This window comes from Mesorhizobium sp. M0715 (assembly GCF_040320355.1).
Classification (GTDB): Bacteria; Pseudomonadota; Alphaproteobacteria; order Rhizobiales; family Rhizobiaceae; genus Mesorhizobium.
The window spans coordinates 140,284-158,850 of the sequence record NZ_JAMYPL010000013.1 but is presented as its reverse complement, the minus strand read 5'-3'; the positions used below and the strand labels follow the sequence as shown (position 1 = coordinate 158,850).

At 63.1% G+C, this 18,567-nt stretch carries 12 protein-coding genes; 6 read left to right on the top strand and 6 right to left on the bottom strand.

Features of this window, described 5'->3' with window-relative positions; translation table 11 throughout:
- Positions 1–124: 124 nt before the first annotated feature.
- Together NKI21_RS17650 and NKI21_RS17645 are read right to left on the bottom strand one after the other, a co-directional pair.
- Positions 125–1,804: an electron transfer flavoprotein-ubiquinone oxidoreductase gene (locus NKI21_RS17650; RefSeq protein WP_023812833.1), complete on the bottom strand. Its 1,680-nt coding sequence runs from the start codon at positions 1,802–1,804 to the stop codon at positions 125–127.
- 63 nt (positions 1,805–1,867) lie between these two features.
- Positions 1,868–2,014: a hypothetical protein gene (locus tag NKI21_RS17645; protein WP_155930595.1), complete on the bottom strand. Its 147-nt coding sequence runs from the start codon at positions 2,012–2,014 to the stop codon at positions 1,868–1,870.
- A 10-nt stretch (positions 2,015–2,024) separates the two neighbouring features.
- Here NKI21_RS17645 and NKI21_RS17640 point away from each other — a divergent pair, with 10 nt between their 5' ends.
- From NKI21_RS17640 to NKI21_RS17630, 3 genes are all read left to right on the top strand, one after another.
- Positions 2,025–2,669: a hypothetical protein gene (locus NKI21_RS17640; RefSeq protein WP_352866530.1), complete on the top strand. Its 645-nt coding sequence runs from the start codon at positions 2,025–2,027 to the stop codon at positions 2,667–2,669.
- A gap of 226 nt (positions 2,670–2,895) precedes the next feature.
- Positions 2,896–3,777 (top strand): uracil-DNA glycosylase, encoded by an 882-nt coding sequence (locus NKI21_RS17635; RefSeq protein ID WP_352866527.1) that lies wholly within the window; start codon positions 2,896–2,898, stop codon positions 3,775–3,777.
- Positions 3,778–3,869: 92 nt separating this feature from the next.
- Positions 3,870–4,682: a helix-turn-helix domain-containing protein gene (locus NKI21_RS17630; protein ID WP_023812827.1), complete on the top strand. Its 813-nt coding sequence runs from the start codon at positions 3,870–3,872 to the stop codon at positions 4,680–4,682.
- Here the strand turns inward: NKI21_RS17630 and NKI21_RS17625 are convergent, their stop codons facing one another.
- Positions 4,683–5,660 (bottom strand): DMT family transporter, encoded by a 978-nt coding sequence (locus tag NKI21_RS17625; RefSeq protein ID WP_128303009.1) that lies wholly within the window; start codon positions 5,658–5,660, stop codon positions 4,683–4,685.
- Positions 5,657–7,963: a xanthine dehydrogenase family protein molybdopterin-binding subunit gene (locus tag NKI21_RS17620; RefSeq protein WP_352866523.1), complete on the bottom strand. Its 2,307-nt coding sequence runs from the start codon at positions 7,961–7,963 to the stop codon at positions 5,657–5,659. Before NKI21_RS17620 ends, NKI21_RS17625 begins: the two co-directional genes overlap by 4 nt.
- A gap of 156 nt (positions 7,964–8,119) precedes the next feature.
- Here NKI21_RS17620 and pepN point away from each other — a divergent pair, with 156 nt between their 5' ends.
- The 3 genes from pepN to NKI21_RS17605 all read left to right on the top strand — a co-directional run bounded on the left by pepN (position 8,120) and on the right by NKI21_RS17605 (position 13,638).
- A complete protein-coding gene (pepN, locus tag NKI21_RS17615) occupies positions 8,120–10,765 on the top strand; it encodes an aminopeptidase N (protein WP_352866520.1) in 2,646 nt (881 codons plus the stop codon).
- Positions 10,766–10,947: 182 nt separating this feature from the next.
- On the top strand, positions 10,948–13,269 hold the full coding sequence (locus NKI21_RS17610; protein ID WP_352866517.1) for a PAS domain-containing sensor histidine kinase: 2,322 nt from the start codon (positions 10,948–10,950) through the stop codon (positions 13,267–13,269).
- A gap of 108 nt (positions 13,270–13,377) precedes the next feature.
- Complete coding sequence (locus NKI21_RS17605; RefSeq protein WP_023812822.1) at positions 13,378–13,638, top strand: type II toxin-antitoxin system prevent-host-death family antitoxin; 261 nt, start codon at positions 13,378–13,380, stop codon at positions 13,636–13,638.
- 484 nt (positions 13,639–14,122) lie between these two features.
- Here the strand turns inward: NKI21_RS17605 and NKI21_RS17600 are convergent, their stop codons facing one another.
- Entirely contained in the window at positions 14,123–17,083 is a 2,961-nt protein-coding gene (locus NKI21_RS17600; RefSeq protein WP_352866514.1) for a bifunctional [glutamine synthetase] adenylyltransferase/[glutamine synthetase]-adenylyl-L-tyrosine phosphorylase, read from the bottom strand.
- Positions 17,083–18,561, bottom strand: coding sequence for a sensor histidine kinase (locus tag NKI21_RS17595; protein ID WP_023812819.1), 1,479 nt, complete (start codon positions 18,559–18,561; stop codon positions 17,083–17,085). The genes NKI21_RS17600 and NKI21_RS17595 overlap by 1 nt, the downstream gene beginning before the upstream one ends.
- Positions 18,562–18,567 lie beyond the last annotated feature (6 nt).

The window sequence follows — 18,567 nt, the reverse complement described above, 5'->3', positions numbered from 1 at the left end:
GAAAGGGCTGAGCCCTGTGCAATACAGAACCCAGCCCTTAAATCTGCCGGCACCTTAAACCGTCCAACTTTAAGGGGTCAGTTCACCGTCGTCGGGGTCTTTGCACGCTGTGGCCGGCGCGGGCCTACATGCCCTGGTAGACCGGGCCTTCTCCGCCTTGCGGCGGCACCCAGTTGATGTTCTGGTTCGGGTCCTTGATGTCGCATGTCTTGCAGTGGACGCAGTTCTGCGCGTTGATGACGAAGCGCACATCCTTGGCCGTGGGATCGGCGGCGGCATTGCCATCCTTGTCGACCCACTCGTAAACCCCGGCCGGACAGTAGCGCGTCGAGGGGCCCGCAAAGACATCGTGCTCGGACCGCTTCTGCAGTTCCATGTCGCCGACAAGCAGGTGGACCGGCTCGTTTTCCTCGTGATTGGTGTTGGACAGGAACACCGAGGACAGCCTGTCGAAGGTCAGCACGCCATCGGGCTTCGGATAGGCGATCTTCTTGTGCTGGGCGGCAGGCTCGAGCGTCGCATAGTCGGCCTTGCCATGCTTCAGCGTGCCGAAGGGCGAGACACCGAACAGCGTGTTCAGCCACATGTCGAGGCCGCCGAGGCCGACACCGACGATGGTGCCGAAGCGCGACCACAGCGGCTTGACGTTGCGCACCTTCTTCAAATCCTTGCCGATGTCGGTCGCGCGCCAGGCTTCCTCGTAGGAAGCGAGTTCGTCGTTGGCGCGCCCGGCACCGATCGCCTCTGCGACATGCTCGGCCGCCAGCATGCCGGACAGCACGGCATTGTGCGAACCCTTGATGCGCGGCACGTTGACGAAGCCCGCCGCACATCCCATCAGCGCACCACCGGGGAAGGAGAGTTTCGGCACCGACTGCCAGCCGCCCTCGGTGATGGCGCGCGCGCCATAGCCGAGGCGCTTGGCGCCGTCGAAAGTCCCGCTGATCGCCGGATGGGTCTTGAAGCGCTGGAATTCCTCGAACGGCGAGAGATAGGGGTTCTTGTAATTGAGGTGGAGGACGAAGCCGACCGCCACCTGATTGTCCTCGAGGTGGTAGAGGAACGAGCCGCCGCCGGTCTTCAAGTCAAGCGGCCAGCCGAAGGAATGTTGGACCAAGCCCGGCCGGTGGTTCTCCGGCTTGACCTGCCAGAGTTCCTTCAGGCCGATGCCATATTTGCCCGGTTCGCGGCCATCGGAAAGCTTGTATCTGGCGATCAGCTGCTTGGCGAGCGAGCCACGAGCGCCCTCCCCGATCAGCACATATTTGCCCATCAGCGCCATGCCGGGTGCGAAACCCGGACCGTGCGTTCCGTCCTTCTCGATGCCCATGTCGCCGGTGACGACGCCGGTGACGGCGCCTTGCTCATTGTAGAGCAGGCCGACAGCGGCAAAGCCCGGATAGATCTCGACGCCGAGCGCTTCGGCCTTGGTCGCCAGCCAGCGGCAGACATTGCCGAGCGAGACGATGTAGTTGCCGTGATTGTTCATCAGCGGCGGCATCAGCATGTTGGGCAGGCGAAACGAGCCGGCAGGACCAAGGACGAGGAAATGGTCTGATGTGACCGGCGTCTTGAAGGGATGGCCGTCCTCATCGCGCCAGCCCGGCAAGAGCCGGTCGATGCCGATCGGATCGACAACGGCGCCGGAGAGGATATGGGCGCCGACCTCACCGCCCTTCTCCAGGACGACGACCGAAAGCTCGGGATTGACCTGCTTGAGGCGGATGGCAGCGGCGAGGCCCGCCGGTCCGGCACCGACGATAACCACGTCGAATTCCATGCTTTCGCGTTCGATGTCGCTCATCAACCCCTCCGCACTGGCTTATCCCATTCGGGTATCTTGCTGGCTCCCGCGCTGCATAGCGCATCAATTGACGACAGGAAACCGGCGCATACGTGACAATGCCGTTTTGGCCAAAAAGTCGCGCATTGCGAGGCTGGAAGACTGCTTTTCGCCCGGCATTGCCTGCGAGGCGCGCGTTTTTAATTGTTCGACGGCTTGCTTATCGGCCATACTTCACGCCATGCGCATTCCTGAGCCAGCCGGCTTTTCATCGACGCGCTTTCTTTTCCCGCCCGGACGGATCCGCCGGGCGCTCCTTTTGGCCCTTCTGATGCTGGCGCCGCATCACGCTGCCGCCGACGAAGTGAAGGTCTGGGCGGCAGGCGCCTACTCCTTCTCCGACGAGCTTGGCGGCTTCCACATCACCGGCGCCTCGGGCATCGGAACGAAGGACGATCCGTTCGTGATCACCGAAGAGCTGAATTCGTCAACGCCGGTGACGCTGACGATCCGCACGACAAAGCCGATCCAGGCATTCGGCAAGGCCGGCGAATTCGCAAACGGCATGATGTATATGCGCATCGATGTGCTCAACAACAGCGGCCAGGCCTGGGTCGAATTCCAGTTCGAATTGCAGGAGATCCTGAATCGGCCGAGCGTGTTCGGCGACGGGCTTTCCTTCGACCAGCGCAACAAGACGCCGGACAATATTTTGTCGAGCAATTTCGCCGATTTCGATCGCGATTTCGAACCCTATGACCGGCTGCTGTTCAGGAATGGCAAGGTCGACCCGCTGAAAACCGCCAGGTTCGAATTCCTGATGACCGACTACACGCCGCGCTGGACCTTCTATCTGGTGCAGGATCCGCGCATACCAACGGGGTAGACGATAGGAATTTTTTCTTGACTCGGTGACCTCAGCTATGGTACATTTTTGCCTATGGTGCTGATTTGCGCCACTGACCCGCCGGACAGGCGGGTTTTTCGTTTGATGCTCCGTCAGCCAACGCGCCGGCGAAAGGCTCCGAAGGAACCCGTTAACCCGGGTTCGTTGCCCTGGTAGAGAAACTGCCAGCCTTGCAAATTGCCGCCACGCGGACGAATGTGAATCGATGACTGCCGCTTCCCCAACCAACAGACCTGATATCGCCGACCTGCTGGCCTTTTATGCCAGCGTTGGTGTCGACGAGGCGCTCGAAGAGCAGCCGGTGAACCGGTTCACCGAGGTCTCGCCAAAGCCGATGGAGCGCGCGCCGACCGCAGCGCCTTCGGGTGACACCGCCGCACAGCAGCGTTCGACGAGCGTGTCCCGCGGCGAAGCCGGGGACAGAGCAAATGCACCACCCGTTGCGCGGTCGCCGTCTGCGACGACTGCGGTTCCCGATGAAGCGCAGGCAGCACTTGCCCGCCAATTGGCAACGACGGCAACAACGCTTGACGAGCTTCGCCAGCACATGGCGGCGTTCGACGGCTGCAATCTCAAGGCCACCGCCAAGAGCTTGGTGTTCGCCGACGGCAACCCGGAAGCCGCCGTCATGCTGGTCGGCGAGGCACCCGGCCGCGATGAGGACATCGAGGGCCTGCCCTTCGTCGGCCGATCGGGCCGGCTGCTCGACCGCATGCTGGCGGCGATCGGACTCGACCGCACTTCAGTCTATATCGCCAATGTCATTCCCTGGCGGCCGCCGGGCAATCGCACGCCGACGCCGCACGAAACCGAGATCTGCCGGCCCTTCATCGAGCGGCAGATCGAACTGGTCAATCCCAAGGTGCTGATCAACCTTGGCGGCCCGTCAGCCAAGACCTTGCTCAACACCTCGGAGGGCATATTGCGGCTGCGCGGCAATTGGCGCGTTCACACGACGGCATCCGGCATCGCCATTCCGGCAATGCCCACGCTGCACCCGGCCTATCTCTTGCGAACGCCCGCGCACAAGAAGCTGGCGTGGCGGGATTTTCTCGAGGTGAAGGCAAAGCTGCGGGAAGTTGGCTGAGGCTTGGCGAGTAGCCAATCTCCGACATGGATGCCGTACCGATAACCTCCGAGGTAATTGAAATACGTCTGCTCTCGACCTAATCATGCCTCATGACAACACCCCAAACGTCCGCCGGCAGCCTCATTCGCGAATGGCGCACCCGCCGCCGCATGTCGCAGCTCGACCTCGCCATGGAGGCCGAGATCTCGCAGCGGCATCTGAGCTTCGTCGAAAGCGGCCGCGCCGCGCCCTCGCGCGACATGGTGCTGCATCTGGCCGAGCAATTGTCGATACCGCTGAGGCAACGCAATCAATTGCTGCTCGCCGCCGGTTTTGCGCCCAGCTTCGGCGAACGCTCCCTGACCGACACGACGCTGGCGCCGGCGATGGCGGCCGTCGAGATCGTCCTCAAAGGCCACGAGCCTTTCCCGGCACTCGCCGTCGACCGCCACTGGAACCTGGTTTCGGCCAATGCCGCCATTGCACCCTTCCTTGACGATGTCAGCGAGGCTTCGCTGCTGACGCCGCCGGTCAACGTGCTTCGCCTCAGCCTGCATCCCGGCGGCATCGCACCGCGCATCGTCAACCTTCAGGAATGGCGAACGCATCTGCTCGAGCGCCTGAAACACCAGAACGACGCGAGCGGTGACCCTGTGCTGGTCGAATTGGAGCGCGAATTGCGCAGTTACCCGTCCGGCTTGAAAGGCAGCCGGCCGGTGTCCGTCGAGCCGAATGCCATCGTGCATCCGCTCAGGCTGGCGCATGGCGATCAGGTGCTGTCGTTCATCAGCACCATCACTGTCTTCGGCACGCCGCTCGACGTGACGCTTTCGGAACTGGCGATCGAATCGTTTTTCCCCGCCGATGAACAGACGAGGACAGTGCTGGTTCGGTTGGCGAAGGAGCGAGCCGAGCTGTCGTAATCACCCTTCAGGCAAAGACGCCTTGCGCGTGCGGGTGCGCTCCAGGCCAAGCTGGCGTTCGCGCCAGATGATGAAGATGCCGGCGGCGACGACGATCAGGCCGCCGACAAGCATATGGAGCGTGGCGACGTCGCCGAAGACGAGATAGCCGACGACGACGCCGAGGATCATCGAGGTGTATTCGAACGGCGCCACCACCGAGGCCTCGGCATGGCGATAGGCCGCCGTCATCAGGATCTGGCCGAGGCCGCCGCAGAAGCCGGCGGCAACAAGGAGAGCTGCCTGGAGCGGCGTCAGCGCCTGCCAGCCGAATGGCAGCGACAGCAGCGACATGACGCTCGCCGTCACAGAAAACCACAGCACGATGGTCGCTGTGCGCTCGCTTTGCACGAGATTGCGCACCAAGAGCATGGCGACGGCCGAGATCGCCGCCGCGACAAGAGCGGCCATGACGCCGAGCACTTCCTGGTCGTCGAGCGCCTCGTCTGAACTCAGCAGCGTCAGTTCCGGCCAGGAGATGATCAGCACGCCGACCAGGCCGACCGCGACCGCACTCCAGCGATAGACACGGATGGCCTCGCCGAGGAAGATGGAGCTGAACACCACCACCAGCAGCGGCTGCGCGTAGTTCAGCGTGATCGCTTCCGGCAGCGGCAGTCGGGTCAACGCAAAAAAGCCGAGCCCCATGGCGCAGACGCCGACCAGGCCGCGGGCGATGTGGTTGAACGGACGCCTGGTGGTGAAGGCAGTGCCGAGTTCTTTCCTGAAAGCCAGGAAGGCGATGATCGGGAAGATGGCGAAGAAAGAGCGGAAGAAGACAATCTGGCCGGCCGGAACCGTGCCTGCGGCTTTGATGCAGGTCTGCATGCCGACGAAGACCGCCACCGACACGATCTTGAGCATGATGCCGGTAAGCGTGTCGTGCCCGCCGGCATCATCGCTGGCTGTGGCCGGGGGGCTGCCGGGGCCTGCTGTCACGCTCCCGACGCTTCTCGGATCGTCGCCCAGATACGCGCGGGCGTTGCCGGCATGTCGATGTGCTTGACGCCATAAGCGCGCCAGAGCGCGTCGGTCACCGCATTGAGTGCCGCCGGGGTCGAGCCGATGGTGCCGGCCTCGCCCGCGCCTTTGATGCCGAGTGCATTGGTGGTCGAAGGCACGTTGCGGGTCTCGAAATGGAAGAACGGGAAATTGTCGGCGCGCGGCATGGCGTAATCCATGAAGCTCGCCGTCAAAAGCTGTCCATCCTCGCCATAGATAGTGTCTTCGGTCAGTGCCTGGCCGATACCTTGCACGACGCCGCCATGCACCTGGCCGGCGAGCAGGATCGGGTTCACGGTGACGCCGAAATCGTCGACGATGGTGTAGCGGACGATCTCGGTCGCGCCGGTGTCGGGATCGATCTCGATCTCGCAGATATGGGTGCCGTTGGGATAGGTGCATTCGTCCTGCACGAACTCGCCAAAGCCCTTGAGATCGTCTGATGTCTTGGCGGCCTTGGCGATAGCGGAAAAATCGAGCGAGCGATCGGTGCCGACGATGCGGGCGACACCGTCGGACAATTCGATGTCGCCGGCAGAAGCCTCCAGTTCGTCGGCTGCGATGCGCTTGATCTTGTTGGCCAGATCCTCGCCCGCGCGGGAAGCCGATACACCTCCCAGCGGAATGGAGCGCGAGCCGCCGGTGCCGCCGCCGGCCTTCAGCTCATCGGTATCGCCCTGGCGGACATGAATCTTGTCGATGTCGAGATTGAGCTTTTCCGACAGGAACTGCGCATAGGCGGTGGCGTGTCCCTGCCCGTTGGTCTGGGTGCCGATCTTCAGCGTCACCGTGCCATCGCCATTGAGTTCAACGAAGGCCGGTTCGGAGCCCGGAAAGGCACAGGCCTCGATATAGGTCGCCATGCCGAGGCCGCGGATTTTTCCGCCGGCCTTCGATTGCGCCAGCCGCTCCGGAAACGCTTTCCATTCGGATTGCTCGATGGCGCGCTCCATATGGCCTTCGAATTCACCGGTGTCGTAGAGGCGGCCGGTTTGCGTCCGGTAGGGAAATTGCTCCGGCCGGATGAAGTTGCGGCGGCGGATCTCCTCGACAGGCAGGCCGAGATCGTGGGCGCAGGCATCGACCAGCTTTTCCAGCAGGAAGGCTGCTTCCGGTCGGCCGGCACCGCGATAGGCATCGACCGGGCAGGTGTTGGTGTAGAGGCCGGTCACCGAGACGTCGAGCGCCTGGATATCATAGACACCGGTCGACATGGTGACGCCGATATAGGGGATGAACGGACCGTATTGCGAGATATAGGCGCCGATGTTGGCGAGCAGGTCCACCTTCATGCCGAGAAAGCGGCCGTCCTTGTCCAGCGCCATTTCGGCCGTGACGAAATTGTCGCGCCCTTGCGCGTCGGTCAGGAAGTGTTCCGTGCGGTCGCCGGCCCATTTCACCGGGCGGCCAAGCCGCTTTGCCGCTTCCAGCACCAGCGGATATTCGCGGTAGACGAAGCTCTTCGGCCCGAAACCACCGCCGACATCAGGCGTGATGACGCGCAGCTGGTCTTTCTTGATCTTGAACACGCTGGCCAGGATATACTGCATGGAGTGCACGCCTTGCGACCCGGTGGTCAGCACGAAGCGCTTCTCCTCGACGTTCCATTCGCCGATCGCGGAGCGCGGCTCCATGTAGTTGCACACCAGCCGGTTGTTGACGAACTCGATGCGGGTGACATGGGCGGCCTTGGCGAAAGCCGCTTCGGTCTTTTTCTTGTCGCCCATGTGGTAGCTGAAGGCGCGGTTGGAACCAAGCTCCGGCCAGACCAGCGGCGTGCCTTCGGCAAGTGCATTTGCCGTCCCCGAGGCCGCGTCTTCGCCGTCATAGTCGACATCGATCAGTTCGGCGGCATCCTGCGCCAAGGCTCGGCTGTCGGCGACGACGAAGGCAACGGCATCGCCGACATAGTTGACGCGGTCGCGGCACAGGATCGGGATGTCGCGCGTCGGAGCCTTGGTGCCGTCCGGCTGTTCCTGCATGACGCCGGATTTCAGATCGCCGAGATGGGCAAGATCCTTGCCGGTCAGCACCAGATGGACGCCAGGTGCCGCCTTCGCCGCCTCGGTCGAACCGATGGTGAAGCTGGCCTTGGCGACCGGCGAGCGCAGGACATAGCCATGCAGGACGCCAGCCGGCTGGATGTCGTCGGTATAGCGGCCCTGGCCCTGGATGAAGGCGGCATCCTCGCGCCGCAGCACGGATGCGCCCATGCCGAATTTCGGTGTGACGACGGTCATGGATGCCTCGTGATGATGACAGGAGAAGGAACGCCTGAAATAGGCATTGCCTCAGTTTTGTCGAGGGGCGGTTTCGTGTAAAGAGCGCGGACTTCAAATTTCTTGGACCAGCGGACACAATCCGCCGCCAACGCAATCGACAGGAAAACCCACGGAATGCGCACGGACACCGGCCAGGTCTTCAAACTCGAAGACTATCGCCCCAACGACTACCTCATTCCGAAAACCGACCTTACCTTCCGCCTTTCGCCAGACGCAACGCGTGTCACCGCCGTGCTCACGATAGAGCGTCGTGACGACGTCTCCGTGTCGGCACCGCTGGTGCTCGACGGCGACGGGCTGACCCTCAAGCGCATAGAGATCGACGGCAACAAGGTAAAGCCGGCGGATCTGCTGGCGACGCCCGATCAACTGACCATCCTCAAGCCGCCGGCGGCGCGTCGCTTCCAGTTGCTCATAGAGACCGAGGTGGCGCCGGCCGGCAACGAAGCCCTGATGGGCCTCTACCGCTCGAGCCATGTCTACTGCACGCAATGCGAAGCCGAGGGCTTTCGCCGCATCACCTATTTCCTCGATCGTCCCGACATCCTGTCCGTCTACACGGTGCGCATAGAGGCAATACGTGACGAAGCGCCGCTGCTCCTGTCCAACGGCAACCCGGTCGACAGGGGCGACCTCGGCGACGGCTGGCACTATGCAGTGTGGCACGACCCTTTCCCCAAGCCGTCCTATTTGTTCGCGCTGGTGGCCGGCAATCTCGGCCAGCTTGCGGACAGTTTCGTCACGCTATCGGACCGCACGATCGAACTCGGCATCTATGTCGAGCCCGGCAAGGAGAACCTGGCCGGCTACGCGATGGATGCTCTGAAGCGGTCGATGAAATGGGACGAGGAGGCGTTCGGCCGCGAATACGATCTCGACGTCTTCAACATCGTCGCCGTGTCCGACTTCAACATGGGCGCGATGGAGAACAAGGGCCTCAACATCTTCAACGACAAATATGTGCTGGCCGACCGGGAGACCGCGACGGACGCCGATTTCGCCAATATCGAGGCGATCATTGCGCATGAGTATTTCCACAATTGGACAGGCAACAGAATCACTTGCCGCGACTGGTTCCAGCTCTGCCTGAAGGAAGGCCTGACGGTTTTCCGCGACCACGAATTCTCCGCCGACCAGCGTTCGCGCGCGGTCAAGCGCATCGCCGAAGTGCGCACCTTGCGCGCCCACCAGTTTCCCGAGGACCAAGGTCCGCTGGCGCATCCGGTGCGGCCGCGCCGCTACCGCGAAATCAACAATTTCTACACCGCGACGGTCTACGAGAAGGGCTCCGAAGTGGTGCGCATGATCCGCACAATTCTCGGTGCCGACGTCTTTCGCGCCGGCATGGACCTCTATTTCGAGCGACACGACGGTGACGCGGCGACGATCGAGGATTTCATCAAGGTGTTCGAGGATGCGTCCGGCCGCGACCTGTCGCAGTTCGCGCTCTGGTATCATCAGGCAGGCACGCCGAACCTGACGATCAGTTCGACGCACAATCCGGCCGCGCAAGAATTCACGCTCGAAATCGAGCAGTCGGTGCCGCCGACACCGTCCGAAAGCCGCAAGCGGCTGATGCACATCCCGCTGGCTTTCGGCCTGATCGGCGCCGGCGGCAAGCCTGTGCCGTATAGCGGCGTCGAAGGCGCCAGCGTCGAGGACGGCGTCATCCATATCCGCAAGCGTCGCCACATGGTGCGGTTCTCAGGCGTCACCGAGCGCCCGGCCGTGTCGCTCAACCGCGGCTTTTCGGCGCCGGTGACATTGTCCGTCGAGCAGAAAGCCGACGACCAGTTCTTTCTCGCCCGCCATGACAGCGACGCCTTCTCGCGCTGGCAGGCCTTCAACACATTGCTGACTGATGCACTGATATCAGCCTTCCGCGAGGTCCTCGGCGGCAAGCAGCCGGCCTTTGCACCGCGGCTGATCGAACTCGCCGGCAGCATCGCCGGTGACGAGACGCTGGAGCCGGCCTATCGAGCACTGGCGCTGGCATTGCCCGGCGAAGCCGACATCGCCCGCGACATCGGCAGGAACATCGACCCCGATGCCATCTATGCCGCTCGCGAGGCACTGGCGTTGGCGATCGGCACTGCGAACCGGGACGTTTTTTCGGGCCTCTACCGCAGCCTTGCCGACAGAGAAGCGTTCAGCCCCGACGCGGCGAGCGCCGGACGACGCGCCTTGCGCAACACCTTGCTGGATTATCTGTCGCTGCAGCCGGGTGGAGCAGCACTCGCCGCCGGGCATTTCCAGTCGGCGACCAACATGACCGACCGCGCGGCAGCACTTGCCGTGCTCGCGCATCGTCACCACGGTTCGCCCGAGACGGTCGAGGCGCTGGCGGCTTTCGAGACGACCTATGGGTCCGACCCGCTGGTCATGGACAAATGGTTCCAGATCCAGGCCAGCGTTCCGGGGCCGCAAACCGTCGACACCGTGAAGGCCCTGACCAACCACCCGGCCTTCTCGATGGGCAATCCAAATCGAGTTCGCTCGCTGATCGGCACCTTCTCCAGCGCCAACCAGACCGGCTTCCATCGTGCTGACGGCGAAGGCTACTGGTTCTTTGCTCAGACTGTGCTCGAGGTCGAAAAACGCAACCCGCAAGTGGCGGCAAGGCTGGCGACGGCGCTCAGATCGTGGCGTTCGCTCGAACCTTTGCGGCAAGCCAAGGCCAGGGAAGCGCTGCTGTCGATCGCCGGCGCCGAAAACCTGTCGGCGGATCTGCGCGATATCGTCGAGCGCACGCTGGCTTAGGGAGAGCGATCTCCCCCCTCGTGGGGGAGATCGACCATTTCGGCGTTATTTTAGTCGATTTTTAATCTTTTTTCGCCGGACCACTGGACAAGGCGAATCACCTTTGATTCTTTACTGACGATTCGGATGTGCGGCGTTTGCCGGATCACCAAGCAGCATAGGCAATTCGGGGAGTGCCATTTATGGCGAAGGCGGACGCGTGGGGCGCGCCCGGAAGGACGGTTTTTGCGCATCGCGAGACGCGCGGCGACGGTCTTGCCGGGAATACGCGGCTCATCGCCGAACCGGCCTACCGGCGGCTTCTGGCCGCCGAGCCGCTGCTGCGCCGATCAATACCCGCCCTCATCATCACATTCCTGATCGTCATCGCGGCGCTGCGCGTGCTGTCACTGATGAACGAGCGCGACGATGTCGAGCGCAATGCCAAGGCGATCCTGACGCTGGCGGCGGGCCAGCTGGCCAGTTCGCTCGCCACCACCTCGGAAACAGTGCCCGGCGCCATACAGGATCTGCTGGAGACCACCAGCCGTCAGGGCGCGATGGGCCGCAGCCATGTGCTTGTCATCACCGACAGCGCTTTCAAGATCGTCGCGGTGACGCCGCGCTCGATGCCATGGCAGGGCCATTCGCTGGACGGCCTCGTCGAGGGCGGCCAGCCCTTGTTCATGTTCGGCGATCGTGCCGGCGTCATGGACGTCAACATCGACGGACGGGACTGGTACGCGGCGGTCAGCCTGGCGGATGGCGGAAAGGGCGCATCGGCGGCCCTGGTGCCACAGGACGCGGTTTTCGATGCCTGGCGCAAGACCGTTTCGCTGAACGTCACCCTGTTCGTGCTGACGGCCGGCGTGCTGATCGTCATCCTCTATGCCTATTTCGGCCAGGCCGCGCGTGCGCAGGCGGCCGACCGCATCTACCTCGAAGCGCATCAGCGCATCGACATGGCGCTGGTTCGCGGCCGCTGCGGCCTGTGGGACTGGGACATGGTGCGCGGCAAGATGTACTGGTCGCGCTCGATGTACGACATGCTCGGCTACAAGCCGTGCGAAACGATGCTGTCCTTCGGCGAGGTCGATCAGATCATCCATCCCGAGGACGGCGACCTGTTCGAACTCGCCAACAGAATCGTCGCACGCGAGATCGACCATATCGACCAGGTGTTCCGCATGCGCCATGCCGACGGCCAATGGATCTGGATGCGCGCACGGGCACAGGTCATCGATCCGGAAGCGCCGGAGATACAGCTGATCGGTATCGCCGTCGACGTCACCGAACAGCGTCATCTGGCGCTGCGTTCCGAGGCTGCCGACCTTCGCCTCAGAACGGCGATCGAGAACATCAACGAATCCTTTGTGCTGTGGGATTCGACGCAGCGCCTGATCATGTGCAATTCCAAATACCAGCAGGACAACGGGCTTTCGGACCGCGACGTGATGCCGGGCACCGCGCGCGCGGCGCTGGAAGAACGCATGCTGGCCTTTGCTTCCGAACGGCGGCTTGCCCATACCAGCGGCCTGCAGGGCGGCGCCACTTTCGAGCGGCAGCTGGCCGATGGCCGATGGCTGCAGGTCAACGAACTGAAGACCCGGGACGGCGGCATCGTCTCGGTCGGCTCCGACATCACCCAGATCAAGCTGCACCAGGAGAAGCTGGTCGACAGCGAGCGACGGCTGATGGCAACGATCCATGATCTCAGCCTCGCGCGGCGGGCCGAAGAGGAGCGTTCGCGCGAACTGGTCGACCTCAACCGCAAATACATGAAGGAAACCGAACGCGCCGAAGCTGCGAACCGGGCCAAATCCGAATTCCTGGCCAACATGTCGCATGAGTTGCGCACGCCGCTGAACGCGATCATCGGCTTCTCCGAACTGATGGAACAAGGGCTGTTCGGCCCGCTCGGATCGGAGCGCTACGAGGAATATGCCACCGACATCAACAGCAGCGGAAAATATCTGCTGGGCGTCATCAACGACATTCTCGACATGTCCAAGATCGAGGCCGGCCAATTCTCGCTGGACCGGGAAGAAATCGACCTCGGCCCGCTGATCAGCGAAACCGTACGCGTCGTTTCGCTGCAGGCGGCGCAAAAGGCCATCACCGTGGAAACGCGCATTGCCGATGCGCTGACGCTGGTCGCCGATCGCCGCGCGATCAAGCAGATCGTCATCAACCTTTTGTCCAATGCGGTGAAGTTCACCGGCCAGGGCGGCCACATATCGGTCAGGGCCCGCAACACATCCGGCGCGTTGGTGCTGACGATAGAGGACAATGGCTGCGGCATCCCCAAGGAGGCGCTCGGCAAGCTAGGACGGCCCTTCGAGCAGGTGCAGAACCAGTTCTCCAAGAGCCATGCCGGGTCTGGCCTTGGCCTTGCCATCTCACGTTCGCTGGCCGAGCTTCAGGGCGGCGCGCTGAAGATCCGGTCGAGCGAAGGTGTCGGCACGATCGTGTCGGTGCGCATTCCGGTGAAGAGGGCCGTGCCGGCGATCAAGGTTGCAGCGTGAATATTTTATCACCATCCCAGGCCTGATCCCACCTCATGGACGCGAGGTGAAACGCTTTGACAACGTTATCTATTTTATCCACCTTAGATAAGAAAGGTAGACTTTGTCATGCGAGTGACTTCAACAGAATTCCAGCAGAATGTCGGGCGTTTTCAGGACGCTGCCCAGCGTGCGCCGGTCGCAATCACAAAGAATGGCCGGACCCACACGGTACTCCTGTCGGCGGCGATGTTCGAGGTGTTGGTCAAGGGACGAGTCGCCCGTAACGCGGAAGAACTGGATGATGAGACGCTGAACGCCATCGCCGAAAGCGCCGTACCGAGCGAATATGCCGGGCTCGATGCGATGCTCAAAGACTGGACACCGTGAGCCTGCCCAAACCTATCCCGGGTCTGGTGATTTCCTATTCTTACCTCTGGGTGAGAGAACACGAAAGGGTGCCGAAGAAGGTCGCAAAACCGACCATGCGCCATTGTCGCCGCGCGCCGGGTCGTGGAGGGCCGTGAAGTCATAACGGTCGTTCCGGTCACACACTCGCCACCGGCTGATCCTGCCGATGCAGTAGAAATACCTGCGCCACTCAAAGCCCATCTCGGCCTCGATGACACGCCGTCATGGATCGTCGTGACCGAAACCAATGACTTCCTCTGGCCGGGTCCCGATCTCAGGCCCATCGCGGGAAGCAAACCGTCCCGATTCGACTATGGTATGCTGCCGCCGCGCTTCTACGCCTATCTGCGGGAGAGAATTTTGCAGGCTCACGCACGCCGCGCGCTCCGGCAGATTCGGCGAACAGAGTAGCTGCATGAGACTGGAAAACACGAAACGTCTTCAATTCCAAGGGACGATCGCTTCACGGTGATCCCGAACGAAACAAAAGATCAAAGTCCTTCCTGACCTTCTGCGACGTCTCCTTGAGGTGTGCTTCCAGCACACCGAAATCCGGCAAGTCGGTCACCGCCAGAAGCAGATCCGAAAGCCCCGGCGGAACGTCGTCGCGCTCGAAGGCTCCGGTGAGGCACAGCCGCGTCATCTGGGTCAGTGCAAGATAGAGCGCGTAGGCATCGCCAAGCTCCTGCCTTATCCCGGCATCGGCGAAGCCCGATGCAAGGCGCGACAGGATCTCGGCGGTGCCGGTGGCGCGGCGCCCGGTCTCGACCTGCCCGGTGATGACGGCCACCTGGGCGATGAATTCCAGATCGATCAATCCTCCGGGAATAAGCTTGATGTCCCAGAGATCGCGCGGCGGCTTTTCCTTCTCGATCATGGCCCGCATGTCCGCAGCCTCGGCCATCACCTTGGCGGCGTCGCGCGGCTGTCCAAGCACCGTCGCCACTTCCGCTTCAACCTCGCCGCACAGGCTGGCGTCGCCGGCAATGGCGCGGGCGCGGGCCAGCGCCATGTGCTCCCAGGTCCAGGCCTCCTGGCGCTGGTATTTCTTGAAGGCATCGATATGGGTGGCCACCGGCCCCTTGTTGCCGGACGGCCGCAGGCGCAGGTCGAGTTCGTAGAGCACGCCCTCCGCCGTCGGCGCCGACACCGCCGCGATCAGCCTTTGCGTCATGCGGGTGTAGTAATGCGAAGGCGCCAGCGGCTTGTCACCGTTGGACTCTTCGGCATCCGGCGCGTGGTCGTAGAGCAGGATCAGGTCGACATCCGATCCGGCAGTCAACTCGCGGCTGCCGAGCTTGCCCATGCCGAGCAGCGAAACCACGCCGCCGGCAATGGTGCCGTGGCGTGCCGCGAATTCGGCCGTCACCGCCTTCAACGCAGCCTCGATGGTGAGATCCGCCAGATCGGAAAAGGCGCGGCCGGCCCGCGCCGGATCGATCGAGCCGGCGAGCAGCCGGACACCAATCAGGAATTTCTGCTCGGAGGCAAAAATGCGCAGCCGGTCGAGCACATCCTCGTAAAGTCGGTCGCCCTCGACGAAGGCGGAAAGTCGCGCCGACAGATAGGCGCGGTCCGGTAGTTCGGTGAGCAAGGCCGGGTCGAGCAAACCATCGAAGACATGCGGCCTGCGGGTGATGATCGCCGCCAGCCGGGGGGCGGCCCCCATGATCGTCGCCAGAAGCTTCAGCAGGGCAGGATTGGACTGCAGCAGGGAGAACAGCTGGATGCCAGCCGGCAGGCCGGCGAGAAACTCGTCGAAGCGCATCAGAGCTTCGTCGGCCCGGCGCGTCTGGCCGAAGGCGCGCAGCAGCGCCGGCGTCAGTTCCGTCAGCCGCTCGCGTGCCTCCGCCGACTGGGTGAGGCGATAGCGGCCGAAATGCCAGCCACGGATGACGCGGCAGATGTCGCTTGGCCGCTGGAAGCCGAGCCCGTGCAAGGTCTGCAGCGTATCGGGATCGTCGACATCGCCGGTGAAGACCAGGTTGCCGATGCCGGTCGACAGTTCGGGTGCTGTTTCGAACAGTGCCGCGTAGTGACGTTCGACCTGCTGCAGCGAGGCACGGAACGCTTGAGAAAAGGCAGAAGCATCGGCAAAGCCGAGCATGTAGGCGATGCGCTCCAGGCCTTCATCATCTTCCGGCAGCGTGTGCGTCTGCTCGTCGGCAACCATCTGCACGGCGTGTTCGACGCGGCGCAGGAACCAGTACTGGCGGGCGAGCGCATCGCGCGCCTCGGCGGTGATCCAGCCGCGGGTCGCAAGCTCGCCGAGCATCGGCACGGTCTCGCGGCCACGCAGTTCAGGGAAGCGTCCGCCGGCGATGAGCTGCTGGGTCTGGACGAAGAACTCGATCTCTCGAATGCCGCCGCGGCCAAGCTTGACGTTGTGGCCTTTGACCGCAATCTCGCCATGGCCCTTGTGGGCGTGGATCTGGCGCTTGATCGAATGGACGTCGGCAATCGCCGCGTAGTCCATGTATTTGCGCCAGATATAGGGCTGCAACTCCTTGAGGAAGGCCGCACCCGCGGCCAGATCGCCTGCCACCGGCCGTGCCTTGATCATCGCGGCGCGCTCCCAGTTCTGGCCGCGTGCTTCATAGTAGCGCAGTGCCGCCTCGACCGGGATCGCCAGCGGTGTCGAACCGGGGTCTGGGCGCAGTCTCAGATCGGTGCGGAAGACATAACCGTGTTCGGTGCGGTCCTGCAGGATGCGCACCAGGCGGCGCGTCAGCCTCGAAAACAACTCGGTGGCGTCGAGCGGATCGACGACGGCGGGCGCTTCCGGATCGAAGAAAACCACCAGATCGATGTCGGAGGAAAAATTCAGCTCATGCGCGCCGAGCTTGCCCATGCCGAGCAGGATCCAGCCCGACTGTTTCGATGGATTGCCGACATCCGGCAGTTTGAGTTTGCCCTGGCCATGCGCGTCACGCAGCAGGAAGTCGACGGCCGCACGGGTGCAGGCGTCTGCAAGATCGCTCAATCGCCGGACCGTCAGCGCCGTTTCGGCCTCGCCGGCAAGATCGGCCAGCGCGATCAGGAAATGCGCCTCCGCCTTCCACTGGCGCAGCTCCATCATCAGGCCGGATTCCGAGACTGCTTCGGTTAGATGCACCTGGTCGATGGCGGCGCCGATCGCCTTCAGCCGAGCCTCGATCGTCTGCTCGAACAGCCCGTCCAGGATTTGCGGCCGGCGACGTGCGGTATCACGCAGGAACGGCGACAGATCGAAGACGGCGGCAAGGAAATCCTGGCCCTCCCCTTTGCCTGCCAGGAACTTGGCCAGCCGCGTCAGTCCTTCTTCGCGCGTGGCGGAAGCGATCTCGGCCAGTTCCAACCGCGCACGGTCCTTGTCGAGCGGAGCAAGCTTGGCAGCCGGCTTCAGCAGCCATCCAGTCTCCACCCGCTTCGCTGCAGTGCTCATCAGTGATCCTCCCGAGCCGGGAAACTCATGACCACGGATAGTCCAGGATTGCCAGGCAAGAGTTCAAGCCGGCCATTGTGGAACGTCATGACCGCCTTGGCGAGGCTGAGGCCAAGACCGGAACCCGGCTGCGAACGGCTCTTCTCCAGCCGCACGAAACGTTCCGTGGCGCGGGCGCGGTCGCCATCGTCGGGAATGCCGTGTCCATTGTCGGCAACGGACAGGCGAACGTCCGCACCGGCTCGCTCGAGCGTGACGCGCACCGCCGGCTGGGCATTGGCGCCTGTGGAATATTTGATGGCGTTGTCGACGATGTTCGACAGCGCCTGGCCGATCAGTTCGCGGTTGCCGTTGACGGACACCGCCTCGCGCGCGTCTGCTTCCAGTGATACGCCTGCCTCTTCCGCCACCGGCTCGTAGAGTTCGACGACATCGCGCACGGCCTCCGCCAGATCGACGCGGTTGGTGTTCTCCGAGGAGTAGCCAGCCTCCAGCCGGGAAATCATCAGGATGGCGTTGAAGGTTTTTATCAACTGGTCTGACTCGGCAATGGTGCCTTCCAGCGCCTGCCGGTAATCGGTGGGCTTTTGCTTGCCCGAAAGCGTCGCTTCGGCCCGATTGCGCAGCCGGGTCAGCGGCGTCTTCAGATCATGCGCGATGTTGTCGGAAACCTGCTTCAGGCCTTCGTTCAGCGCGGCGATCCTGGCCAGCATGGCATTGAGATTTTCGGAGAGCCGGTCGAACTCATCGCCAACCCCCGTCACCGGCAGCCTGCCCGACAGATCGCCGCCCATAATGCGGCGGCTGGCTTCCGACACGCTGTCGATGCGCTTCAGCGCGGCGCGGCCGACAAAAAACCAGATCAGCAATCCGCCCAGCCCCATCATGCCGAGCGCCAGCATCAGCGCACGGCGGATGACCGCACGAAACCGCTCCGGCTCGCCAAGGTCGCGGCCGACCAGCATGATCATCTGGTTCGGCAGCCGCAGCACCAGCGCAATGGCGTTGTGGCCCTTTTCGCCCTGCGCCTGCGCATCGTTCTGCTCGGATTGGGTGGTGGTACCCTGCTCGGCGGGAAGGTTGCGCAGGCGCTCGAGCTCTCCCTCGCCAAAGCGCTGATAAGAGAACGGACTGCTGGTCCAGCCTTCGTTCTCGAGAACGCCCGGCTCCAGGCTCTGCACATTGCCGGTCAGGATTTGGCCGTTGGCGTCGGCGATCAGGTAAAGGTTGGCGCCGGGCTGGCGCGAGCGCTGTTCCACCACGCGCACCAGGATCGGCAGGCCACCGCGCTGATAGGCGCGGGCAAGGCCGAGCACTTCGTCATTGATGGTCTCCTGCGTCTGCGCGGTCAGCATTCGCGCCGACAGCGACGTCATGTAGAAGACGAGCGCCACCGCGCAGAGCGCGAAGAGCAGGAAGTAGAGCGCCGAAAGCCGCGCTGCCGTCGTCTTCATGATGGCTGGCACGGAAAGAGCCATGCCGCA